Origin of the sequence: Emticicia sp. (assembly GCF_043780375.1) — a bacterium.
GTDB lineage: Bacteria > Bacteroidota > Bacteroidia > Cytophagales > Spirosomataceae > Emticicia.
In genome coordinates this window covers 1-24,135 of record NZ_JAYWCU010000131.1, presented here as the reverse complement: position 1 = coordinate 24,135, position 24,135 = coordinate 1, and the positions used below count along the sequence as shown (strand labels likewise).

The window sequence follows — 24,135 nt, the reverse complement described above, 5'->3', positions numbered from 1 at the left end:
TTCTATATAATGTTTTTATAAATTCGATGATACAATTGCATATTCAAAATTGTCTGACCAGCCATTTTTAAGAGGTAAGTTCTGCCTTTTTCTTCCTTCCAAATTCATACCAACTTTTTCTAAAACACGAATTGAACCAATATTTTCAACGGCACAACCTGCTTCGATTCGATGGAGCTTTAAGTCATCAAAGCCAAAATTTATTATTGTTTTCAAGGCTTCTGTTGCAAAACCTTTGTTCCAAAAATCAAGGTGGAGTTTATACCAAACATTTGCGTTTTTATATTTTTCTTTTCCTAAATTCAATGCAATTAGACCAACAAATTGTTTTTGAAATTCAATGGTAAACGTAAAAGATTGATTTTTGTCTTTCTGATTTTCCGAAATCCAATTTTCAATGATTGTTCGAGTTTGTTCAATGTTTTCAGGAATTCCAAGAGCATTAAATTCATCTGTTTCTGGCAAGGAATGTAATTTGTGAATATCCTCCAAATCAGAAATATTGATTGGTTTTAAATCTAATCTTTCAGATTTTAGGTGGAATTTGTTCACGATAATTCATTTTTTGAATTATTTCTAATACTTTTTATTTCTTCTAACTTTGCAATATCCTCTAAATCTTTGTAGCGATTTGACCGAGTTTTCATGTCTTTCAAAAACTCATAACTTACTATGTTTGCCATATTTCCATTTGATATTTCAAAAGTTTCTTTTTCGAGGTATGCCTCTTCAAACGAAATGTCTTTATGAACAATTGTCAAACAATCAACAGATAATCCTTCACTAAGCCAAACAGTTCCAACAAAATAAGTTTCAAAATTTTGGTCTTTAATATCTTGTATTTCTTCAGTTGTGTAGCCAATATCAATCAAAAATTGACAAAATTTCAATTTGTTTTCATTGTCAGGAGCAAGCCAAATATCCATGTCTTGCGTTGCTCTCACATAGCCATGATAATTTACTGCCCAGCCACCAATAAGCATATAACGAACATGATTATTACTTAGGGTTTTGAAAAAAGATTTAAAATTGTCATCTCCAAAATCTATTATCATGGTGTATCGTTATTTTTCTTTTTAAATTAGTTTTTGACCCTTCATTTTTCGTGAAAAAACTTGCTCTACTCATTAACTGAAAAAAAAGAGTCATGCTTTGCATATGTGTCAAAGACGCCAAATATGCAACTTGGTCTTTTTCTTGCTCATCAGGTGAATGATAAATTTTAATTTTTTTCATTTTAATATATTCCTAAAAAGATAATTTGTTGATTTTCTTTTCCCAACGCCAAGCATCTTTAAGGCTTTCTGCCAAAGTTTTTTCAACTTTCCAACCCATGAGTCTTTCAGCTTTTTCAACACTACCATAGATTTTTTCTACATCTCCTGCACGTCTTGGAGCTAACACATAATTAAGTTTGAGTTTGTTTACTTTCTCAAATGTCTTGATAATTTCAAGTACAGTATTGCCAGTTCCGGTGCCAATATTGAATACGTCATAATAGTTATTGGGCTGACTATCAAGCAGTTGTATTGCCGAAACGTGGGCTTTTGCCAAATCAACTACATGAATAAAATCTCGTACATTTGTGCCATCGGATGTATTATAATCACTTCCAAAAACCATGAGTTTTGGTCTGATTCCTGCGGCAGTTTGGGTAATAAACGGCACTAAGTTGCTTGGTACACCACTTGGCAATTCGCCAATATATGCTGATGGATGAGCTCCAATTGGATTGAAATAGCGTAATGAGATAATTTTAATTGGATTTCCTGCTGTTATGGTATCGCGTAAAATATCTTCACATATTGTTTTGGTATTTCCATAAGGTGAGCTGGCAGGTTTGCGAGGTGTATCCTCAGTTACAGGAATTTCGTCGGGCTGACCATAAACTGTGCATGAAGACGAAAATACTAAGTTTTTGATATCTAACTTCAACATCACTTTCAAAACAGTTAGTGTTGAATTGATGTTATTTTCGTAATATTTCAAAGGTTTTTCGACCGATTCTCCAACGGCTTTATAGGCTGCAAAGTGAATAATACCTTCGATGTTTTCTTTTTTGCAAATTTGTTCTAAAACTTTGGCATCATTGCAATCTTTGTCGTAGCATTTTATCGGCTTTTTTAGTATTTTTCGGAGTCCTTTTAATACTGATTTTTCTGAATTATTGAAATTATCAATGATAATTGGTTCGTGTCCAGCGTTTACTAATTCGACTACTGTGTGTGAGCCGATGAACCCTGCACCACCTGTAACTAAAATTTTCATAAAAAAATGTTGGTTTTTTTTACAAAAGTATGAATTTAGGGGCGGAATTGCATAAGCCTTGAATTAAGAATTAGGAGTTAAGTATCTAATTTTTTTTGTGAAAAACACAAACCTTTGATTATCAACAAGTTATGCTTAAAGTTTAAAGGTATTAAGTTAGTTTTTCGACTAAAAAACTATTTATTGATAAAAGATAGATTTAGAAAACATGAACGAATCAGAAATAAAAGCCTTAGTAACGCTTCTTGATGATGATGATAGTGAAGTGGTTCAGCATGTAGAAAAACATTTGCGAACCCTTGGCGGGACGGTTATTCCGTTGTTGGAAGACCATTGGCAAGAAAATAGTTTGAATCCAGATTTGCAGAAAAAAATCGAAGACCTGATTCACGATTTACAATATAATTTAGTGATTGAACGGCTTTTGGCTTGGAAACAAAATGGACATCAAGACTTGCTCGAAGGGATGTGGATAATTGCTACTTTTCAATATCCTGACTTAAATATTGAAAAACTCAAGGATTACATCAATGATATGTACTTCGATGCGTGGTTGGAGTTTCGTGAAGATATGCATCCCCATGACCAAATACGAGTATTGAATCAGATTTTTTTTGATAAATATAAGTTTTTACCAAATACAAAAAATTTTCATTCGGCAGCCAATTCAATGCTCAATCAGGTTTTCGATTTAAAAAAAGGAAATCCGATTTCTCTATGTGTGGTTTATTTATTAGTTGCCAAGCGTCTTGGTATGCCCGTTAGCGGTGTCAATCTTCCAAGTTTATTTGTGCTTACTTACAAAACCCCCCAATTGCAGTTTTACATCAATATTTTTAATAGAGGCTTGATTTTTTCTAAAATTGATATCGGAAATTATATAAAACAGATGCACCTTCAGCCTCAAGATACATTTTATCAGCCTTGTACCAATCTTGATATTGTTTGTAGGGTTTTAAGAAATTTGGTGGTTGCCTTTGAAAAAGTAGCTGATATTGAGCGAGCAAAAGAGGTTGATAATATTTTAAAACTAATTGTAGATTGAAAAAGAAAAGTCCTATCAAAACTTGATAGGACTTTTCAAATAAAGAATTTTTATTCTATTGTTCATCGACTTTGAACTCTCAATATTCGTGAGGCAATATGCCATTTATTTGCTCATGCCAAGGTAAACCTTGCGTATTGAGCAATTGCATGAATGGGTCTGGGTTTAGTTCTTCACAGTTCCACACACCAGCTTTTTGCCAGTCAGGATTTGTGAGCATCAACATTGCACCAATCATCGCAGGAACTCCCGTTGTGTATGATACTGCCTGAGCTTTAACTTCTTTATAACACTCGGCGTGGTCGCAATTATTCCACACATAATAAGTTTTGTCTTCTCCTGCTTCAATGCCCTTTATTTGGCAACCGATAGAAGTTTGTCCAGTATAATTTTCGCCTAAAGAGTCAGGAGCTGGTAAAACAGCCTTCAAAAACTCTAAAGGAATAATATCCATTCCGTTGAATTTGATAGGGTCGATTCTTGTCATTCCTACATTTTGAAGCACTTCGAGGTGTGTTAAATAGGCTTGTCCGAAAGTCATCCAGAATCTTGCACGCTTAAGAGTTGGGAAGTTTTTAACCAATGATTCTAACTCTTCATGATACAATACGTAAGATTCTTTTAATCCAATTCCTGGATAATCAATGGCTTTGTGAATAGCCATTGGCTTAATTTCTATCCATTCGCCATTTTCCCAATAACGCCCATTTTGAGTAATCTCTCTAATATTAATTTCGGGATTAAAATTTGTTGCAAAAGCCTTTCCATGGTCGCCCGCATTACAATCTATAATATCAAGGTAGTGCATTTCGTCGAAATGGTGCTTATTGGCGTAACTACAATATACTTGTGTTACACCGGGGTCAAACCCACAGCCCAACAAAGCCATCAATCCAGCTTCTTTGAAACGATCTTGATAAGCCCATTGCCAACTATATTCAAACTTAGCCACATCTTTTGGTTCGTAATTTGCAGTGTCGAGGTAATGCACGCCAGTTTCCAAACAAGCATCCATAATAGTTAAGTCTTGGTAGGGAAGAGCTACATTAATAACCATTTTAGGTTTGAAACTTTTGATAAGTTCGACCAATTCGGGCACTTTATCAGCATCAACTTTTGCCGTTTGAATCTTTACACCGTGCATTTCTTCAATGTCGGCCGCAATTTTATCGCACTTCGATTTTGTACGACTCGCCAACATTATTTCTGTAAAAATGGGAGAGTTCATCGCACATTTGTGGGCAACAACACTGCCGACTCCACCGGCACCTATAATAATAACTTTTGACATTCTTGACTCGGATTAAACTGATTTACTTGATTTTTTATGGGATTTGATTCTCTTTTTCCTTTTCTAATATATTTAACCGAAATAAACAATAAATAAATAGAAGAAAAAACCTTGCAAATATACGATTTGAAATAGAATTGAATGAATAAAATGCGGAGGTTTTTTTTTATTTAATGTACCATTAAATAAATATTACGTCATTCTATAACCTTTTGTTAATTAAATTCGTTTATAGAAGAAGTTAAGATTAGGTTTAAAGTTTGGTAGCATAAGTGTCATCTACAGGTTTTACACTTAGTTATTGCTTAAATAATACGCCATATAAACTAAATTATTTTGCCATGAACAAATTTGTCAAAGCACAATCCCAAATGAAGTATGCTGAATTATTGTTAATCAGCGTATTAGCCTTAGCAGTAGCTATCGGGCTGTATTTTACCAACATTAAAATCTGGTAAAAGTGTTAACCTTTGTAAGATAATTATATAAAAAAATCCTCGTTTTTCAACGAGGATTTTTTGTTGAGTTTATTATTTCTATACCAAAGCTGCAACGCCTGGCAAAATTTTCCCTTCCATATATTCTAGTAATGCACCGCCGCCTGTAGAAACATAAGAAACACGGTCGCCAAAACCAGCATTGTTTATCGCCGATGCCGAATCTCCACCACCAATTAACGAGAATGCTTCGTTTTCTTCAGTAGCCTTTACTACTGCTTCTGCGATTGCATTTGTACCGTTGGCAAAGTTTGGAAATTCAAAAACCCCCATCGGGCCATTCCAAAGGATAGTTTTTGATTTTTCCAGAATTTCGGTGAAAAGTTTAATGGTTTCTGGACCAATGTCAAGTCCTTGAAAGTCTTCTGGAATTTCGCCAGTGGGCACTATTTTTCTATTTGCATCATTCGAGAAAGCGTCAGCACAAAGATTATCAACTGGCATTATCAAGTTTACGCCTTTTTCTTTAGCTTTTGCTATTAATTCTAATGCAAGCGGTATTTTATCAGCTTCCAAAAGTGATTTTCCTATTGCTCCACCTTGTGCTTTAGTAAATGTATAAGTCATTCCGCCACCTATGATAAGGTTATCAACTTTATCAAGCAACTTCTCTATTAACAATATTTTATCCGAAATTTTTGCTCCACCCATAATTGCTGTAAATGGACGCTCGGCATGATTCAGAATTTTTTGTGCATTTTCAACTTCCGCCTGCATCACATAACCACAAACTCTGTCCTCAAAAAATTGACCAATAACAGCCGTAGATGCATGAGCTCTATGAGCTGTTCCGAAAGCATCATTTACCCAAACAGTACCTAATTTCGATAATTTTTCGGCAAATGCTGCATCACCTTTTTCTTCTTCTTTATAAAAACGAAGGTTTTCGAGCAACAAAACCTCTCCCGATTTCAAGCTTGCGGCTTGCTCTACGGCAGAATCACCAATGCAATCATCGGCAAATTTGACGGGTAAACCCAAGATTACAGAAAGTGGATTTACTAAGTGTTTTAACGAGTATTTTTCGGTTGGGCCGTCTTTTGGTCTTCCCAAATGTGACATCAAAATGCACGAACCACCATCTTTCAATATCTTTTTAATGGTCGGAATTGTTGCCGTGATGCGTGTATCATCCGTGATTTCGTACTTATCGTTCAATGGTACGTTAAAATCTACTCGAATGAGGGCTTTTTTGCCCGAAAAATCGTAAGTATCTAATGTTTTCATTCAATAATGAATAGTGAGTGAGTGATGAATGAGCAAATGAGTAAATTTACTCATTTCTTACACGCTCAAACATTTGTAAGGATTTTGGATTTCTTCTACAAAGATAAATTTTCTTTTCTCTATAATCACGAAATTTTACCATGATTCTTTCGTTATTTATTAAAAAATCAAAGAATAATTATATTTTTTCTTTGCTAATGAAAATCTCATTTTTTTAATGGCAACTTTTCTTTCATTGGCTTCGTCTTTTGAATAGATTTGAAAATAATTTTCGTTAATGAAATCATTTATATTTTTAGCAAGTTTTTTTTTAACTATTAGCTTTGATTTATTCAGTCAAGAAACCGATGAATATTATAAACTGCCGAGCCAACGAAAAGATGTGCGAAATAATGCTTATCCGAACCTCAATCGTAAGGTAATAAGTTTGTATGTTGGACTGGAAGGAGGATTTAAACAAAATTATTTCAGCCAAAATAATAGTTTGAATAATTTGTTAGCAGGGCAAAAAAATAATGAACTATTTTGGGGCGTAGAATTGGGCTATAATATGAATAATCAGTGGGCTTTTGAGACAGGTTATTACAAAAATCCAAGTTATTTTATACAGACTATTAGTTCTGGTCGAGGAATTCCTTTTACTTATCGCTTAGGAACTAATTTACAAACTATACCACTTCGATTCAAATACAAGCTTGTTACACTTGATGCAATTACTAAAACTGCTGCTATTTATGTAGGGGCGGGAGTATTGCTTGCTACCAATGCAAAAAATGGACAAATATCGGTGCGAAATTTTAGTGGAGTTTCAGGAAATAATACTCAAAGAGATAGTATAAAACTAAAATCTGAAACATTTTTGCAGAAAAAAGGACTTGCTCAATTCGAAATTTCGGTGGAATTACAAGGGCGAATTTCAAATACACTTTCCGTGGCGATTTTTGGACGAGGAAATTTTGGAGCTAATGGAATTGTGCGGTCAGATTTAACTTATTCAATTAATGCCAATAAAATTGCAGAGGCACAGCAACTTTTAAAAGGAATTAGTTATAATTTTGGGCTTGTGTTTAGGTATGATTTGGCACGAGGATACAAATATAAAAGTTTACAGGATTAATTTTTTTTAAGATATATCAGGATTGACGCTTTTTAAAAAAAGCGATTTGACAATTTCTGCATTTCAAACAATATTTGGCGTAGTAATGTCTGAAAAAAAAACGCTCATAATCATCAACCGTCATTATCCACCGAACCCTGGAATTACGGGAGAATCTGCTTGGGATTTAGCTAAATATTTGATTGAAAAACATCATATTGAAGTTCATGTTGTAAATATGAAAGGTAGTGATGATGGTGGCGGACAAATACGTGAGCCAGTTGGTATAATTCATTCATTATCATCTATTTATGAAGGAAAAAACAAGTTTCTTCGACTCGTTGCAGGTTTTTTTGACGGTTATTTTTTGATTCAGAAAGCTGAAAAAGTCGATATTGATTCACCCATAATTTGCATGACGAGTCCGCCACTTTTACCGTTTTGGGCTTCATTGTTTTTGAGAGAAAAAAAATGGGCTTTGTGGTCAATGGATTTATTTCCAGAGGCATTTGTAGCAATTGGAATGATTTCAGAAAAAAACTTTTTATATCGTTGGATTCTAAATAAAACTTATCAAAATCCTCCTCAAAAACTTATTGCTCTTGGAAAAAAACAGGCGAAGTTTATACGTAAAAAAATCACAGTTCATACTCCACAGTTGGCAAACGGTATGAATATCACCATTCTTCCTTGTGGGGTTATTTTTCATCAAACTTATGAAAGTCAACTTCCTGAGTGGCGAAAAATGGATAGCCACCTGATTGAAGAAAAAACCTATTTTGGCTATTGTGGGAATCTTAACGATGCTCATAATGAAAATTTTTTGATTGAATTTATCAAAGCCTTTAATCCTGCAAAGCATCATTTGATTTTGGCACTTTATGGCAAAAAAGCAGAAAAAGTGCTTGAAATTGCTAAAAATAGAGCAGGAATTACGATTTTGACAAATGTGCCACGAAGCCAACTCAATTTTATTGATGTGCATTTGGTGAGTTTACTTTCAAAATATACGCATCTCATGATTCCCTCGAAAGCTGTGAGTGCGGTAGCGGCTGGTGGGGCAATTTTGTTTTGCGGTAGTGAGGAAAGCGATAATTGGGATATGCTGCAAGAAGCGGCTTGGCTTATTAATGAGCAACAAGATTTAAGTAATCAAATCAGGCACTATTTGGAGAGTTTAACTAAAGAAAACTTGGCAGATAAAAAGAAAAATGCACAAAAACTGAATATTAATCTTCAAAAAATGGTTGTTGATGCCTACGAAGAAATTGCAGAGTTTGTAATTAAATAAGCGAACGATAAACTTCCAAATACTGCTCAACCACCACTTTCTCCGAATAATTATCCAATACTTTTTGGCGAGCATTTTTAGATAATTCTGCATGATTTGCTTCAAAAAGCACCCAATTAATTCCTTCAGCAAAATTTTGGGTTGATTTGTATTTTACCAAGAATCCGTTTTCTCTATGCTCAATCATTTCTGGGATTCCGCCTACTTCAAAACCAACCACTGGCGTGCCACAAGCCATTGCTTCCATAATAGTATTTGGTAAATTTTCTTGAATAGAAGGAATGACAAAAACATCGGCAGCTGCGTAAACGGAAACGATTTGCTGCAAGTCAAAAATTTTGCCTAAAGCATGGGCTTTAAAGGGAAGTTTTTGAATTGTTGCTTCATCACTTTCACCCAGAATTACTAATTCAATATCTTGATTATGCGTTTCGCAGCCCGTAGATACTTTTGACTTTAAAATTTCTAAAGATTCCTGAAAATAGCTAAACCCTTTCCAAATTACCGAAACTTTTGCTGCTACAAAAAGTATCAATTTTTTGTTAATCGGCAAACCTAATTTTTGCCTTGCTTCTGCTTTGTTTTGTGGACTAAAAAGATTTGTGTCCAAAGGATTTGGAATGGATTTTACCGAAAAATCTTTTAATAAACTACTTTTCTTTGCTCGATTCGTAAGCCATTGACTGCATCCGACAATGGTTGTTTTAGAAATGAACTCAGGCTTGAAAATTGTATTTTTCCGTTGCCATACTTTATTTGATAAATCATTTTCAGCAGGGTTTCTCAGATATTGATTACAATTTCCGCATGAGATTTGGTAGTTTTCGCAATCGCCGCTGTGGTGGCATCCACCTGTAAAAGCCCACATATCGTGCAAGGTCCAGACGATAGGTTTATTGAGTTTGAAAAGTTTTTCGAGTGTATTGATTGAAAGAAAACCGAAGTTTATCCAATGCAAATGAATGATATCGGCTTCTTGAACCAAACGATGTTCCGAAATGTCAATACCGATGTTGGCTGGCGAAAATGCAAAGCGAATTTGTTCGTTTTTCTCAAAAAAACGAAAGTACAAACGCTCCAAAGCAAATCTTGTAAAAGCCAGTTTTTTCTGTATCCAACTATTCGCTATTGCATTGATATTCAGATTATTACGCTTTTTTTCTTGGACTAATATATTTACTTCAATACCTTCGATGTGTTCTAAAACGGCAAGTAGACGTAAGCAGGCGATGGCTGCTCCGCCCATTGAGTCGTCGGTATTTATAAGGAGAATTTTCAAGAAAAATAATGTATTTAAGTAAATAATTGATGCGAATTAAGTGAAAATTTGCGAGATAAATAGCTGATAGTTGAAAAAGTACGATTGTGCTTTTCACCCAGATGGCTAAGGAAACCCGTCGTAGTCTAAAAAAAATATTCACAGTTCTGTAAGTTTTTATACCTTCTTGCGACTAATTGTTCAAACGAAATAAAAATCAGATGGAAAAAGATTTTGTCGAAATGATAAATGTGCATCGGGGCATTATTTACAAAGTTTGCAATTTGTATTGCCACGATGAAGAGGATAAAAAAGACCTTTTTCAAGAAATTATTTTGCAGCTCTGGAGGGCTTATCCAAGTTTTAGAAGCGAATCGATGAATACTTCATGGATGTATCGAGTGGCTTTGAATACTGCCATCTCTAATTTTAGAAAAGAAAGCAAAAAGCCTGACAGAAAATCAATCTCTGATGCCGAATTTCAAATTCCAGACATGAATTTTTATACTGACGAAAATGAAAACATGAATTTGTTGAATCAGGCTATCGAAAAATTATCTGAAATAGAAAAAGCAATTATTATGCTTTATTTGGAAGAAAAAAATTATAACGAAATCGCCGAAATCATAGGTATTAGTCACTCAAATGTAGGCGTAAGATTGAATAGAATAAAAATAAAATTGGAAAAAATTATTAAATCAAACGAATCATGAACTTAGAAGAACTAAAATCTGCATGGCAGGTTTACGACCAAAAATTGCGATCATCGCAAGCAATCAATGAAAAAATAATTTTTAGTATGATTAGAGAACGGTCAAATTCGAGAATTTCAAGCATCAAAAGAGATAATATGCTCTTATTGTTATTGATGTTTTTAGAGTTCTTTTTCTTAATAGCTGTTTTTGCAGGAAATCCTTTTGATTTTGATTATTTGTGGCAGTTTATGCCATTTTTATTCCTTTCTGTTGGAAATCTAATGGCAATTGTGGTGCTTTTTAAAGTTTACCGAATGATAAAAACCGATATAACTGATGCTAATTTGAGCTTTTTCTTGCAAAAAATGATTGATGGCTACGAAAAAAATAAAAAAGCCGAAGGATGGTTTGTGGCAATTATGTTTGTTTCGGGTTGCTTGACTATTTTCTCGTTTCTGCCTCATAAACTTGCCAATAAACCACTTTCCATGGCAATTTTAGATACACTTATACCGCTCTTCATTTGTATTGCTATTTATTTTATCACTTTCAAATTAGGGGCTTTCAAAAACAAAAAGAGTGAAGCATTCAAGAAAGATTTGAAAGAATTGGAGGAATTATCGCTGGATTTGAAAGAAAATTGAAAGTGGTTTGAATGGTTTGTCTTAAAAACTTTGGTATTCTTGACGAAAATTATACATGGTTGGTCTAATAAAAGTACAGAATTGACGTTTTCATTGCCTTTTGAGTAGTGTCTGATGCTCATATTTGTACTTTTAGCTTTATCTTTGCTTTATTGGAATATTTGACCTCAACAAGCCAATTTCATGAAAAAAATTTTATTTTTATTCTTCATTTTTTTTTCGTTCTTGGCTTCTGCACAACAGAAAATCAGCATCAAAGGTATTGTCGTTGATGAAACCAACCAACCTGTATATTTTGCTACACTAAGTTTAATAAGCCAAAAAGATTCGACCAATGTTGCCAATCAATTTTCAAAAGAAGATGGTTCATTTGAATTTCAGTCGTTGGTTTCTCAAAAATACATTCTTAAAATCTCACTTGTTGGTTACACTACTACTTATCAAACCATCGTAAATAGTGCAGAAAACCTCGATTTAGGCAAAATATACTTATCAAATGCCGAAAATATTCTGAGTGAAGTTGTTGTAAAAGGTAATAAAGAGCCTGTTGTGGTAAAAAAAGATACGCTCGAATTTGATGCGGGAGTTTTGAAACCTCAACAAAATGATAATTTGGAAGACCTCTTGAGGAAAGTTCCTGCTCTCGAAATTGACGAAAATGGCGGTATAAAAACCCAAAACAAAGTCATTAAAAAACTATATATTGATGGCAAAGAATTTTTTGGAAATGACCCACAATTGGCTCTCAAAAATCTTCCTGCTGAATCAATTGATAAGATTCAGGTAGTTGAAAAAAAGACAGAGCAAGCCGAGTTTTCGGGTGTAGACGATGGCGAGCGTGAAATGGTAATCAACGTAACGCTCAAAAATACCCACAAAATTGGCACTTTCGGTTTTGGTTCGGCGGCAGGAATGCCATCTTTGGCGGAATCAGACCCTTATTATAACCTTAAAACTTCCATTAATCGTTTTAGTCCGAGTGAGCAATTTTCGGTAATTGCATTGTTCAATAACCTTAACCAACAAGGTTTTACGCCGCAAGATGCCTCTAATTTTTCGGGTTTAAATAATCAATCCAATCGAGGAAATGGCGGTGGAGGAGGTTCGGCAAGCGTCAATTTGCCAATTGTGGTAGGAAAACGCCCAGGCATTATTGCGACCGAGGGGGCCGGGCTAAATTATAATAACCAATACGCCACAAAATCGTCGGTACAAAGCAGTTATTTTTTCAATGCTAGCCACACTGATTTAGTTCGAAATTTGACAAGACAGAGTTTTTTGCCTGGAAGAATTATCAATACCGACCAAAAAACTACGCAAGACCGTGATAATCTTAACCACAGATTTAATGCTACTTTGCGACACCAATTCAACGAGCGAAATATGCTCCGATTCACCACAGGTTTGAATACCGTTTCGGGGGATGCCAACACAAATAGCTTGTCGAAAATTAGTACAAGTACCGATAGTACCACCGTAGCGAACTATTCAAATCGTAATGTTCAAAATTATTCGCAAGGCTTGAGTTTCAATAATAGCTTATTGCTTCGCCATCGCTTCACTTTACCTCGCCGAAGCATCAGCCTTAATGCTGTTTTGAATTTAAATCAAGATAAAAACAACGATTCGACCAATACTTTGAACCAAAATCAAGTAAATGGACAAATTGTTGAGCGAGTTATCAATCAAGCAAATGCCCGACGTACGACGCAGCAAAACCAACGTATTCAGTTGACATATACAGAGCCTTTAGGAAAAAACACTACGCTTGAGGGCAATTATGCGTATCAGCAAAATATCAATCGGTCTAATTTTAATGTTTGGGATATTATCAGCAATGTTCGAGTAGAAAATACGACTTTGAGCAATGCCTATAACAGTAATTTTAATTTTCAGCAAGCGGGTTTTAAAGTCAATAAAGAAACCAAAGAAAAAACCTTTATGGTTGGACTTTTTTATCAAAAATCAGTTTTGCAGAGTATTTTGAAGCGAGGAACTGATAATATGTTGCAGCGTTCATTTCAGAATATCTTGCCTTCCATGCGGTATTCTTTCCGTAAAGATGCTGTTAAAAACAAAGCAAAATCAAAAAGTAATAGCACAACGCTTGAATATAATACGTCTATAAATGAGCCTTCGGTAAGAGATTTACAGCCCATAACGGTAAATAATAACCCACAAAATATTTTTTTGGGAAACCCCGACCTCAAACCCGAATACATTCATCGTTTGATTATCAATGAGAATATTTTTAATCCAAAAACTTTTACAAATATTGGGGTGAGTGGAAATGTGAACTATACCCAAAATGCCATTGGCTATGCACAAACAGTAAGCGAAACGCTCGTAAGGACAACTCAGCCCGTCAATTTGCCTTATCGTTGGAATGGAAATATTGGTTTTAGTTATACCTTTTCGGTAGGGAAACAAAAAAATCGCCTCCGTTTTTCGGTCAATCCTCGTTATTTGGTTTCTCAAGGAAATAGTTTGGTCAATAGCGTAAATAACCTTAATACTCAAAACCAATATCGTGGTGATTTTAAGATTACTTATTTGACCGATAAAATAAACTTTGTGTTCAATACTTATTATCAAAAATCTTTTGTTGAATATTCGGTCAATAAGGAGTTTAATCAGACATTCTCCGTTTTCAAGAACACTACAGATTTTCGCTGGAAAATCACCAAAGATTTTACTTTTGCTACTGATTTTGACTATACCTATTATCAAAGTTCTCGCCTGAAAAGTAGTCTAAAAGCAATTCCGATTTGGAATATTGCTGTGAAACATCTTTTCCTGAAAAACAATCGAGGCGAATTGATGTTTTCGGTGCAAGATTTACTCAAGAGAAATATTTATCTTTCGCAACGGTCGGACGATAATTTCTTTGAAATTGACCGATCAAATACACTTAGTCGCTACTTTTTGCTTACTTTTACATATACAGTGAGAAATCAGGGGGGTAAAAAATAGTTTTAAAAACCTGCCGAATAGCTAATTTATTAATGGTTTTTACTTCATAAAAAAACTGCAAGAATTTTTTTAGAATCCTTGCAGTTTTTTTATGAAGTTTTAAGCAATTCTTACGAAACGCTCTCAAACATTTTTTCGTCTTGCTCAATAAATGGTTGATTACGAATGCGTTTGCCCGTTGCTTTGAAAATCGCATTGGCAACCGAGCCGCCCGTAGGAGGGAGGGCAGGTTCGCCCAAACCTGTTGGGTCAATGCCATTATTAACAAAAGTTACTTCAATCGCAGGGATTTCGTTCATTTTTATTAATCTGAACGCATTGAAATTTTGTTGGTCGGGTTTGCCTTCTTTGAAAGTCAGATTACCATACATTGCATGCCCGATTCCATCAACAATTCCACCCATTACTTGGTTTCTTGCTCCACTTTGGTTCACAACTACGCCACAATCAACGGCTGCATATATTTTTTGTAAAACAGGCTTGCCTTTTTTCATAACAACTTCCGCCACTTGGGCAACATAAGATGCGTGCGAGAAATAAACACTGAAACCTAAACTTACCCCTTTTTTCTTCTTTCCCCAACCTGATTTTTCAGCAGCCAATTCAATGACTGCTTTCATACGGTCAATGTTATATTTAATTTCTCCCGCTGGTGCTGTTTTGGCTTTCTCCAATAATTCTAACCTAAACTGCACAGCATCTTTTCCTGCGGCAGTTGCTACTTCGTCAATAAAAGATTGTTCGGCAAATGCCAAAAAATTAGTAATTGGAGCTCTCCAAGGCCCCGTTGTAATGGCAGATTTATGTTCGGCCGAATCTATCAAAAGATTTGGTACTGCTCCAGCTGGAAAATTATCTTGGCGAGTTGGATTTCCTGCATTGATGCCTGCTCCACGAAGCGTATAACCAATCATATTGCCTTGTTTGTCGAGAGCAGCACGGAAACGATAACGTACCGCTGGGCGATAACTTCCGCCTGTCATGTCGTCTTCACGAGTCCACATAACTTTTACAGGAGCTTTCATAACACTTGAAACTTCTACAGCCTCCAACACATAATCTGTACCCAAACGGCGACCAAAACCACCACCCATACGAGTTAGTTCAACCGTAACTTTATCGGCAGTAATGTTTAATAACTTAGCCGTTTGATTCTGAGCATTTTGTGGTGTTTGTGTCGGACCAACTAATTCTACTCCATCAGCTCGAACGTGAGCAAAGAAGTTCATCGGTTCCATTGGGTTATGCGGCAAAAACGGACATTGGTATTCTGCTTCTACAATCTTGGCAGCATTTTTGAATGCTGTTTCTACATCACCATCCTTGCGACGAACTTCGGTTTTTCCATCAAGTAATTCCTTGAATATTCTATTATGGTCGTCGCTACTTTCGAGCGTTGCTGATTTTTCCCACTCAATTTTTACTAAATCACGGGCTTTTTTAACTTCCCAAGTTGATTTCCCGACAATAGCCACTTTGTCTTTGAATGAAATTACATCAACAATTCCTGGCAATGCTTTCGCTGCTGTGGCATCGAAAGATTTCAGTTTCAAACCAAATGCAGGTGGACGTTGAATCATCGAGAACAACATTCCTTCTCTATAAAAATCAATGCCAAAAAGTGCTTTTCCAGTTAAAATATCTTTATTATCAACACCTTTAATAGTAGAACCAATGAGTTTGAAATCTTTAATGTCCTTCAATTTAACATCGGTTGGTGGGGTAATTTGAGCTGCTTCTGCGGCTAATTCACCGTAGCCTAACTTTTTGCCTGAAGTATGAACAACAAAACTTTTTTCGGTCGAACATTCGCTGGCAGGAACTTTCCAGCGTTTGGCTGCTGCTTCTATGAGCATTTGGCGTGCGGTTGCCCCTGCTTTGCGGAGGCGTTGCCACGAATGGGGAATCGAGCCACTACCACCCGCTACTTGACGTTCAAATTTTTTGGTATCTAAGGGAGCTTGTAAAACTTTTACATTTGCCCAGTCAACGTCTAATTCTTCGGCAACGATTATTGGAAACGCTGTTTTTATACCTTGTCCAATTTCTGGATTTGGTGAAAAAATAGTTACAATTCCATTACTTTGGATCGAAAGAAAAGCGTTGAATGTAGCATTGCCTTCTGCCGAAATGCCGTTCATTACTTGGGCTGCTAATGCCTCATTGCCAAACCAATTGAAACCCAAAATCAAGCCTCCACTGGTGAGTGCCGCAGATTTTAGAAAATCTCGACGGCTATTATTTTTTGTCATTGTTAGTATCTGTTTTTTGGTAAAGAATTGTGGCAGATAATTTGTTTAAAAGAAATTATCGACCGTTGTCCATAGACGATTGACTGAAAACTACATTTTAGTAGCAGCCAATTGTACTGCTTCTTTGATGCGATGGTAAGTTCCACAACGACACAAATGGGTTGACATCGTAGCTTCAATTTCTTCCAAACTTGGTTTTGCATTCTTTTTCAAGAAAGCTGCCGCAGTCATCATTTGTCCTGCTTGACAGTAGCCACATTGAGGTACATCAATTGCGTCCCAAGCCAGTTGCACAGGGTGGTCACCTTTTTCGGAAAGTCCTTCGATAGTAGTGATTTTAGCATCAGCTACCGACGAAATAGGCAATACACAAGAGCGAGTTGCTTCACCATTTACGTGTACGGTGCAAGCTCCGCATTGAGCCATTCCACAACCATATTTAGTGCCAACAAGGCCTAAATTGTCTCGTAAAACCCATAGTAAAGGCGTATCGGGCGAGGCATCAGTTTTGTACTCTCGACCATTGATTTTAAGATTGTAATTTGCCATTATTGAAATGTTTATTGAATGTCTAAATCTATAATAAAATTAAACAAAAAGTTTTTAAAAATGTTAGAAAAGTATGATTTATTATTAATATTTTCGACCAAAAGAAGTTTTTTAGCGATTTGTAGGTAAGCGGGATTTTTATTTTTGATTTCAAATCAGGGTTTCAAAATCAATTTCCCAGTTTTTACTTTTTCAATCTCTGCCCGATTCATCAGCTCAAGGCGTGAACCTCCCTTGACAAACATTTCTGCTTGATCGTCATAATGCTTGCTCATAAAATTTCCTGACTGCCCGCTTGGAAGTATGCTTCTGCTATGGTCAGCATCGGCAAAGTCAATAATTCTACGCAATGCAGGGCCGTAAGTAACTTTATACGTACCGCTCGAATCAACCGAAAAATCAAGGTTATTAATGGTTTCTCGCCCCCCTGTAGCGGCGAGTGGCCCAACATTGAAATATTTTCCGACAACTGGCAAAATTCCCAGAGGATGGTTATGGGTGAGCGTATGCACTTTTCCCCATTTCCACGCAGTCATATCATTTCCGAGTTGTTTATCCAAACTTTCTAATGCTTCATTCATTGATTTTGTCAATATTTCGGTACGAGTTTCTTTGTTTTTTGTGGAAATATTGTCCCACCATGGCGAAGCATCATTTCGCATCAAAGAGGCCATATTTCGCTTGAAATTTGCATTATGCTCAAAAGCCTTGAAAACTTCATTACCTAACTCATCTTTGATGGTATTAACAAAGAAATGATAGAGAAAACGGTAATAAATCGTTGGTTCAGTATCTTCCAAGTCGTGCGAACCGTCCCATTTTGCTAATTTTTCTAAACCAATTTTTGCAGAAGGTGTCAATTTATTTATTTCAACCACAGGTAAAATATCTTTCAAAAGTCCAGTAAATGAAGAAGATGTAACATCATTGATAACTTTTCTGACACTTTCTTGTGTCCAATCTTTTTTGTCAGTAAAAATCAGTTGTTCGATTCTGCTTGCACGATTTCCCGGTACATAATAGCCTGGTATTAAGCCATTTCCCATATCGGCAGGTTGATTATTGGCGGTATAAAGTATGCCTCTTTTTGGGTTCAAGATTTGAGGATTCAACGAAAAATCGTACCAACCTTGTGGGTCGTCATTGCCCGTTGAGCCATCTAAAATCAACATCGGATTGACGTGTGCGGGGCGTTTAGGCAATTTTCCTGCTGCCCACCAAGCGATATTCCCTTCGGTATCGCCCCACATGATATTTAGTCCTGGCGAGGTGAGTTTACTTACTGCTTTACCTACTTCGGTGGCATTTTTTGCATGAGCTATGTTATAAAAAGCCTCCAAATGATAACTCGGAAATTGGTTGAAAACCCACCATAAAGCAATCGGGTCTTTTTGGTCAGCCATTTTATCAAAACTTTCATTCATCAAAATTCCATGACGAGAAGTTTTTACCGAAATTTTAACATCAGCCGCATCTTTTACTTTGATAAATTCATCTCGTACTTTCAAGTCTTCCCAGTGGTCTTTGTACCAAACTTGGTTGGCATTGGCAGGATTTGCTTTCTCACGAAAAAAATCAACATCGTCGTTTTCAAACATTGTCAAACCCCAGCCGCCATATTGCGAATGCCCCAAAGCTCCGACGGGTGTTCCTGCCAAAAAATTTCCGTAGAATTTAAAATTTGGACATTCCAAATGTGCTTCGTACCAAACCGAAGGCTGCGAGAAAGCAATGTGCGTATCATTCGATAAAATAGGTTTACCCGATTTAGTTTTCGAACCAGCAATTACCCAACCATTTGAACCATGATAAGGCGGAAAAGGAGCATTTATTTCGATGGCTGCCAACTGATTTGCCATTTTTGCTAATGTCAAAGAAGATGCAATTTTTTCTTGTGCATTTGTTGGTATTTTGGGCTCATTGTCGGGCCAACCCGACATTACATCTTTCAGATATTCGGAACCATATTTATTCTGAATCATGGTAGAAATAGCTTCTGAACGAAATGCTTCGGCAAAAGTAAAACCCATATAGCCCATAATTATTTGCATATCGGCCATTTCAAATGGCGTTTTTTTGATACCAATGATTGAAAACTCAATAGGCGTTTTGCCATTTTGAATATATTCATTGACACCTTTTATATAGGCTTGAGCTGCTTTTACAAATGGAGCGTCTGGATTTTTCATCACAACAGAGTCAATTGTCCATTGGGCGTGTTTGCGGAAACTTAGGGTACGGAAAAATTTGTCCGAAGCGAGAGCTTTATCTCCAAAAAGCTCGGACAAACGACCATCTGCCAAGCGTCGAACCAACTCCATTTGAAAAAGTCGGTCTTGGGCATGAACATAGCCAAATGCTTGAAACAAATCTTCTTCGTTTTGGGCGTAAATATGCGGCACGCCATAATCATCATAAAGCACTTCGACTGGTGCTTTCAAGCCTTTGATTTGGAGTTCGGTATTGAGATTTGGTTTAGTACTTTGTAGCCAGAAATAAATGCCAATTGCTACGATAACAAGTATAACAAGCAATCCAAGCAAGATTTTCTTGAAGATTTTCATCGAATAACAGTTTTTAGAGTTGAAGAAACAGATGTAAAAATAGCAAGAATAAATTGAAGTTTTAGTCAAAAGTTTCATTAAAGATTTTAATAGTATTACTCCGCATTTATCAAGGTTTTCATACCGTTTATCAAAGCATTAACTTAGTCATTATGTTGATAAAATTAATGTAAAATTGTCTGTATAATGACTAAAAAGAGGAATTTTGTTATTTAGAAATCCCCATTATTATTAAAAACAAATTTTGATGAAGAGATAGGCATTTAGGTTTTATATTTGGGAAAAAACCAGCTCAATGAAAAACCTAAGAAAAATAATTTTAAATTTTGCTTTCATCTTATTGACCATCAATGGATTATATGCTCAAAATTCTACTTCAAAATTCAAAATTATAGCTTTCTACACTGCCAAAAATGATCAAGCCCACATAAGTTTTGTGCATGAGGCCAATCGTTGGTTTCCTGAAATGGCACGAAAATATCATTTTTCTTATGACTCAACCAATAATTGGGAAAACCTCAACGCTGAGTTTTTATCGAAATATCAAATTGTACTATTCTTAGATACTCGTCCCGAAGAACCATCTCAAAGAGAGGCCTTTCAGCAATATATGGATAAGGGCGGAGCTTGGATTGGTTTTCATTTTGCGGCTTTTGCTCTCAATAATTCAAAATTTAATCAAGATTGGGACTGGTATCATAACCAATTTTTGGGTTCTGGTCAATACAAAAGCAATACTTGGCGACCCACTTCTGCTATCTTGAGAGTTGAAAATCGAACACATCCTGCAACAAAAAAACTACCCGAAACTTTCACATCTTCACCCAATGAATGGTACAGATGGGAAAATGACTTGCGAAAAAATAATAATATTAAAATCTTACTTTCCATAGATTCTACCAGTTTTCCATTGGGAACAGGCCCAAAAGTCCATGAAATTTGGCATAGTGGCTACTATCCTGTGGTTTGGACAAATAAAAATTACAGAATGTTGTACCTAAATATGGGGCATAACGATATTGATTATGAGCATAGAACCAATAAAGAATTATCGTTTCAGTTTGCCAACGAAACCCAAAATAAATTGATTATCAATAGTTTGCTTTGGTTGGGCAAAGGAAAGAAATAGAAAGGCAATATATTTAGAGTGCGGATAGGTAATTGTTACATTACAATATAATTGGTATTTAAAAGTTTAATTTTTAAACTTATTTGTGTTTTATAAAGTTTTATCCCTAAATAAAATCTCTTTTAACGCAATTCTGAATGCTTTAGAAGAGTTATTTATATAATTCACAATTTTTAATAATTAAATAACAAACTACAACTACGTATGAACAAACTTTTACGAATTTCGTTGGCTTGTCTATTCCTCAGTGTTTCTTTTTGGGGAAATGCACAAAACGTTGTAACAGGAAAAGTTACATCCAGCGATGATGGTAGTCCACTTCCAGGAGTATCAATTACTATCAAAGGCACCTCAAAAGGCACAAGTACGGATGACAAAGGAGTGTATAACCTCTCTGTACCTGCAAATGCTACACTACAAGCCAGTTTTATTGGCTTCGCAGACTTCGAACAAGCAGTAGGGAATCGAAGTATCGTTGATTTTACACTCAGCTCAGATGTTAAATCTCTAAATGAGGTTGTTGTAACAGGATACGGCTCACAAATCAAACGTGATTTGACGGGTAATATCGTTAAAATTAGAGCAAGTGAGATTCAAGATATGCCAGTAACAACTTTTGAACAAAGTATTCAAGGAAAAGCTGCTGGTGTTCAGATTAATCAAGGTACTGGTAAATTAGCTCAAGGAATTCAGGTTCGAGTTCGTGGACAGTCTTCTGTTTCAGCGTCAAACGAACCATTATATGTATTAGATGGAATCCCTTTAACCCAAGGTGACCTTGGTATTGGTGGCGGAGAAACCAACCCATTAGTAGATATCAACCCACAAGATATTGAATCAATCGAAATCTTGAAAGATGCTTCAGCTGGAGCCATTTATGGGGCTCGTGCAGCCAATGGGGTAGTTTTGATCACTACTAAAAAAGGTAAAGCAGGAAAAACGAAAATTACTTTCGGTATGCAGTATGGTAAAAGTAAACCTACTAAAATCTTAAAATTCTTGAATACAAAGCAATACATTGATTTTTATCGTATTGCTGCAGCTAACTCAGATGTGATTGATGGCTATGATGCCAAAGACCCAGATTCTTATACTTCGTATATGGAAAGCTTCTTCGACACACAAAGTTTAGGAACACTCGGTAAAACTAATCAAGCAGATACAGATTGGGGTAGTTTGGCATTTCAAGCTGCACCTTCACAGCAGTATGATTTGAACCTTAGTGGTGGTTCAGATAAAACTACCTTCTTCATTTCGGGGCAAATGCTTGACCAAACAGGTATTCTTTTGGGAAATGCTTTTAATCGTTTTACGGGTCGTATGAATCTTACTCATAAAGTTACGGAACGCCTAAATATTGGTATGAATATGAGCATTACTCGTTCGCTCAATGAGCGTGTATCAGGCGACCGTCAATTTGATAATCCTTTGCAGTTAGTTGCTTTGCCGCCAATGACACCTCAAAACGACCCCGAAACTGGACTTCCAGTTGGTACACCTCCAGGTGATATTTCTATTCCAGTTTATTATAATGGTATCATTAATATTGGTAATGCGTACTATAATACTACGGTACATCGTAATATTAGCAACGTATTTGGCGAATATGCTATCTTCAAAGGACTTCGTTTCCGTGCAGAATTTGCTTTAGATTTATTGAATCAACAAGAAGAGCAATATTATAATAGCAAAACTCAACGTAATTTTGGAGCCCCACTTGGCTATGGTTTCAATCGTTTTGTGAGAGTTGAAAATTATAATACTAATAACTATTTTGTATATGACAATACATTCGACAAGCATACAATTAATGCAACGGCGGGTTTGTCCTATCAAAATTCGCAATCTAAAACCAATGCTGCCGAAGGAAAAGATTTTCCATCAGATGCTTATCGCATGATTGCGAGTGCAGCTCGTAAAACAGATGCCAGTTCTACACAATCTGACTACCGTTTTACTTCTTATTTTACCCGTGTCAACTATAAATTCAACGATAAATATTTGTTAGGTTTAAGTGCTCGTATTGATGGTTCATCTCGTTTCGGTGCGGATAATCGTTATGGTTTCTTTCCTGCTATTTCGGCTGGATGGGTGCTTTCAGAAGAAAGTTTCTTGAAAAAAATTGAATTGATTAGCTTCCTGAAATTACGTGCAAGCTGGGGTAAAACTGGTAATGCTGAGGTTGGAAATTTTCCACAGTTAGGTTTATTTACTGGTGATGCTGGCTATGGTGCAATTCCTGGGCAACGTCCTTCTCAATTGGCAAATCCTGCATTGGGTTGGGAATCTACGCAACAAGTTGATATTGGCTTAGATTTTGGTTTATTGAATAACCGTATCAACGGTGAAATTGATTATTATGAGAAGAATACAACTGGTTTATTGTTAAACGTAAACGTTCCGGGAACAACAGGTTTTGCAACACAAGTAAAAAATGTAGGTTCATTGACAAATAAAGGCTTTGAATTCGTATTGAATACAGATAACCTTGTAGGCGATTTCAAATGGAAAACAAGTTTGAATGCGTCGACTAATAAAAACAAAATCACTGACTTGCAAGGTCAAATTATTGAAGGTGGTTTGAGCAACATGAGTCGTGCCGTAGAAGGACAACCATTGGGTACATTCTTTACCGTAGAATACGCTGGTGTTGACCCTGCCAATGGTGATGCTCTTTTTTATAAGAATACTAAGAATACTGATGGAACAATCGATCGTGCCACAACCAAAACTTATAGCCAAGCACAAAGAGTAGTAATCGGAAGCCCGTTACCTACGTGGACTGCTGGTGTAACCAATACTTTTAGCTATAAAGGTGTTGAATTAAGCGTATTTTTCAATGGTGTATTTGGAAATAAACTTAATTTCTATGGTGTAGGACGTTTCTCTTCGGCGAATGGTCGTTTTGAAGATAACCAAACAGTCAATCAATTGGCTGCTTGGACTCTTCAAAATACCAATACGGATGTTCCGCAAGCTCGTTTGTTCTTCAACAATGGAGCTCAAGCATCAAGCCGTTTTATCGAAGATGGTTCTTATGTTCGTTTGCGTAATGTAACATTGGCCTATAACTTACCGAAAACGCTTGTTAATAAGATAAAACTAAGCAATGTAAGAGTTTTCTTTACAGGACAAAACCTTTTGACCTTTACGAAATACTCTGGTTGGGATCCTGAAGTAAATGCCGATGATGTGGTAACAAATATTGCTTTGGGTTATGACTTTTATACTACTCCACAAGCAAAAACCTTTATGGGTGGTTTAAATATCAGTTTCTAATATTTATTAATTACTTAAGCAATTGGATAAAATGAACAAAAATATAAAAAACTGGCTATTTGTTGGAGCAACCGTCG

At 35.9% G+C, this 24,135-nt stretch carries 17 protein-coding genes; 8 read left to right on the top strand and 9 right to left on the bottom strand.

Going from position 1 to position 24,135, the window contains the following annotated elements:
* Positions 1–15: 15 nt before the first annotated feature.
* The 3 genes from ACH2CJ_RS10495 to galE form a co-directional block, all read right to left on the bottom strand.
* Positions 16–552, bottom strand: a complete 537-nt coding sequence (locus tag ACH2CJ_RS10495; RefSeq protein ID WP_394992719.1) for a GNAT family N-acetyltransferase — start codon at positions 550–552, stop codon at positions 16–18.
* Positions 549–1,055: a hypothetical protein gene (locus tag ACH2CJ_RS10490; RefSeq protein WP_394992717.1), complete on the bottom strand. Its 507-nt coding sequence runs from the start codon at positions 1,053–1,055 to the stop codon at positions 549–551. The genes ACH2CJ_RS10495 and ACH2CJ_RS10490 overlap by 4 nt, the downstream gene beginning before the upstream one ends.
* A gap of 193 nt (positions 1,056–1,248) precedes the next feature.
* Positions 1,249–2,268: a UDP-glucose 4-epimerase GalE gene (galE, locus tag ACH2CJ_RS10485; RefSeq protein ID WP_394992715.1), complete on the bottom strand. Its 1,020-nt coding sequence runs from the start codon at positions 2,266–2,268 to the stop codon at positions 1,249–1,251.
* Between the two features lie 208 nt (positions 2,269–2,476).
* On the opposite strand from galE, the gene ACH2CJ_RS10480 reads away from it, so the two are divergent.
* Entirely contained in the window at positions 2,477–3,313 is an 837-nt protein-coding gene (locus tag ACH2CJ_RS10480; protein WP_394992713.1) for a transglutaminase-like domain-containing protein, read from the top strand.
* A gap of 79 nt (positions 3,314–3,392) precedes the next feature.
* Here ACH2CJ_RS10480 and ACH2CJ_RS10475 read toward each other — a convergent pair whose 3' ends face one another.
* Together ACH2CJ_RS10475 and ACH2CJ_RS10470 are read right to left on the bottom strand one after the other, a co-directional pair.
* Positions 3,393–4,604: a saccharopine dehydrogenase C-terminal domain-containing protein gene (locus tag ACH2CJ_RS10475; protein ID WP_394992711.1), complete on the bottom strand. Its 1,212-nt coding sequence runs from the start codon at positions 4,602–4,604 to the stop codon at positions 3,393–3,395.
* Between the two features lie 536 nt (positions 4,605–5,140).
* Positions 5,141–6,328 (bottom strand): phosphoglycerate kinase, encoded by a 1,188-nt coding sequence (locus ACH2CJ_RS10470; RefSeq protein WP_394992710.1) that lies wholly within the window; start codon positions 6,326–6,328, stop codon positions 5,141–5,143.
* A gap of 277 nt (positions 6,329–6,605) precedes the next feature.
* Between ACH2CJ_RS10470 and ACH2CJ_RS10465 the strand changes: the two genes are divergently transcribed.
* Positions 6,606–7,445 carry a hypothetical protein gene (locus tag ACH2CJ_RS10465; RefSeq protein WP_394992708.1) on the top strand — a complete coding sequence of 280 codons (840 nt, stop codon included), beginning with the start codon at positions 6,606–6,608 and terminating at the stop codon, positions 7,443–7,445.
* A gap of 85 nt (positions 7,446–7,530) precedes the next feature.
* Complete coding sequence (locus ACH2CJ_RS10460; RefSeq protein ID WP_394992706.1) at positions 7,531–8,715, top strand: hypothetical protein; 1,185 nt, start codon at positions 7,531–7,533, stop codon at positions 8,713–8,715.
* Here the strand turns inward: ACH2CJ_RS10460 and ACH2CJ_RS10455 are convergent.
* The gene (locus tag ACH2CJ_RS10455) at positions 8,708–9,994 is read right to left on the bottom strand and encodes a glycosyltransferase family 4 protein (protein ID WP_394992704.1); all 1,287 of its coding nucleotides are present in this window, start codon (positions 9,992–9,994) and stop codon (positions 8,708–8,710) included. The genes ACH2CJ_RS10460 and ACH2CJ_RS10455 overlap by 8 nt on opposite strands.
* Positions 9,995–10,194: 200 nt before the next feature.
* Here ACH2CJ_RS10455 and ACH2CJ_RS10450 point away from each other — a divergent pair, with 200 nt between their 5' ends.
* The 3 genes from ACH2CJ_RS10450 to ACH2CJ_RS10440 all read left to right on the top strand — a co-directional run bounded on the left by ACH2CJ_RS10450 (position 10,195) and on the right by ACH2CJ_RS10440 (position 14,285).
* Complete coding sequence (locus tag ACH2CJ_RS10450) at positions 10,195–10,686, top strand: RNA polymerase sigma factor (RefSeq protein ID WP_394992703.1); 492 nt, start codon at positions 10,195–10,197, stop codon at positions 10,684–10,686.
* Positions 10,683–11,312 carry a hypothetical protein gene (locus tag ACH2CJ_RS10445; protein ID WP_394992701.1) on the top strand — a complete coding sequence of 210 codons (630 nt, stop codon included), beginning with the start codon at positions 10,683–10,685 and terminating at the stop codon, positions 11,310–11,312. Before ACH2CJ_RS10450 ends, ACH2CJ_RS10445 begins: the two co-directional genes overlap by 4 nt.
* Positions 11,313–11,495: 183 nt before the next feature.
* Positions 11,496–14,285, top strand: coding sequence for an outer membrane beta-barrel protein (locus ACH2CJ_RS10440; RefSeq protein WP_394992699.1), 2,790 nt, complete (start codon positions 11,496–11,498; stop codon positions 14,283–14,285).
* A gap of 110 nt (positions 14,286–14,395) precedes the next feature.
* On the opposite strand, the gene ACH2CJ_RS10435 is transcribed toward ACH2CJ_RS10440, so the two are convergent.
* The 3 genes from ACH2CJ_RS10435 to ACH2CJ_RS10425 form a co-directional block, all read right to left on the bottom strand.
* A complete protein-coding gene (locus ACH2CJ_RS10435) occupies positions 14,396–16,537 on the bottom strand; it encodes a molybdopterin cofactor-binding domain-containing protein (protein WP_394992698.1) in 2,142 nt (713 codons plus the stop codon).
* Positions 16,538–16,627: 90 nt separating this feature from the next.
* The gene (locus ACH2CJ_RS10430; RefSeq protein WP_394992696.1) at positions 16,628–17,086 is read right to left on the bottom strand and encodes a (2Fe-2S)-binding protein; all 459 of its coding nucleotides are present in this window, start codon (positions 17,084–17,086) and stop codon (positions 16,628–16,630) included.
* A gap of 155 nt (positions 17,087–17,241) precedes the next feature.
* On the bottom strand, positions 17,242–19,650 hold the full coding sequence (locus ACH2CJ_RS10425; RefSeq protein ID WP_394992694.1) for a penicillin acylase family protein: 2,409 nt from the start codon (positions 19,648–19,650) through the stop codon (positions 17,242–17,244).
* A gap of 295 nt (positions 19,651–19,945) precedes the next feature.
* On the opposite strand from ACH2CJ_RS10425, the gene ACH2CJ_RS10420 reads away from it, so the two are divergent.
* Both ACH2CJ_RS10420 and ACH2CJ_RS10415 read left to right on the top strand, forming a co-directional pair.
* Positions 19,946–20,779 carry a ThuA domain-containing protein gene (locus ACH2CJ_RS10420; protein WP_394992692.1) on the top strand — a complete coding sequence of 278 codons (834 nt, stop codon included), beginning with the start codon at positions 19,946–19,948 and terminating at the stop codon, positions 20,777–20,779.
* A gap of 204 nt (positions 20,780–20,983) precedes the next feature.
* Positions 20,984–24,058: a SusC/RagA family TonB-linked outer membrane protein gene (locus ACH2CJ_RS10415; protein ID WP_394992690.1), complete on the top strand. Its 3,075-nt coding sequence runs from the start codon at positions 20,984–20,986 to the stop codon at positions 24,056–24,058.
* The last annotated feature ends 77 nt before the right edge of the window (positions 24,059–24,135 follow it).

Bases quoted from the DNA above. Each gene is read 5' to 3' on its own strand.
- ACH2CJ_RS10490 (WP_394992717.1), bottom strand. From the start codon at position 1,055: ATGATAATAGATTTTGGAGATGACAATTTTAAATCTTTTTTCAAAACC.
- galE (WP_394992715.1), bottom strand. From the start codon at position 2,268: ATGAAAATTTTAGTTACAGGTGGTGCAGGGTTCATCGGCTCACACACA.
- ACH2CJ_RS10480 (WP_394992713.1), top strand. From the start codon at position 2,477: ATGAACGAATCAGAAATAAAAGCCTTAGTAACGCTTCTTGATGATGAT.
- ACH2CJ_RS10475 (WP_394992711.1), bottom strand. From the start codon at position 4,604: ATGTCAAAAGTTATTATTATAGGTGCCGGTGGAGTCGGCAGTGTTGTT.
- ACH2CJ_RS10470 (WP_394992710.1), bottom strand. From the start codon at position 6,328: ATGAAAACATTAGATACTTACGATTTTTCGGGCAAAAAAGCCCTCATT.
- ACH2CJ_RS10465 (WP_394992708.1), top strand. From the start codon at position 6,606: ATGAAATCATTTATATTTTTAGCAAGTTTTTTTTTAACTATTAGCTTT.
- ACH2CJ_RS10460 (WP_394992706.1), top strand. From the start codon at position 7,531: ATGTCTGAAAAAAAAACGCTCATAATCATCAACCGTCATTATCCACCG.
- ACH2CJ_RS10450 (WP_394992703.1), top strand. From the start codon at position 10,195: ATGGAAAAAGATTTTGTCGAAATGATAAATGTGCATCGGGGCATTATT.
- ACH2CJ_RS10445 (WP_394992701.1), top strand. From the start codon at position 10,683: ATGAACTTAGAAGAACTAAAATCTGCATGGCAGGTTTACGACCAAAAA.
- ACH2CJ_RS10440 (WP_394992699.1), top strand. From the start codon at position 11,496: ATGAAAAAAATTTTATTTTTATTCTTCATTTTTTTTTCGTTCTTGGCT.
- ACH2CJ_RS10435 (WP_394992698.1), bottom strand. From the start codon at position 16,537: ATGACAAAAAATAATAGCCGTCGAGATTTTCTAAAATCTGCGGCACTC.
- ACH2CJ_RS10430 (WP_394992696.1), bottom strand. From the start codon at position 17,086: ATGGCAAATTACAATCTTAAAATCAATGGTCGAGAGTACAAAACTGAT.
- ACH2CJ_RS10425 (WP_394992694.1), bottom strand. From the start codon at position 19,650: ATGAAAATCTTCAAGAAAATCTTGCTTGGATTGCTTGTTATACTTGTT.
- ACH2CJ_RS10420 (WP_394992692.1), top strand. From the start codon at position 19,946: ATGAAAAACCTAAGAAAAATAATTTTAAATTTTGCTTTCATCTTATTG.
- ACH2CJ_RS10415 (WP_394992690.1), top strand. From the start codon at position 20,984: ATGAACAAACTTTTACGAATTTCGTTGGCTTGTCTATTCCTCAGTGTT.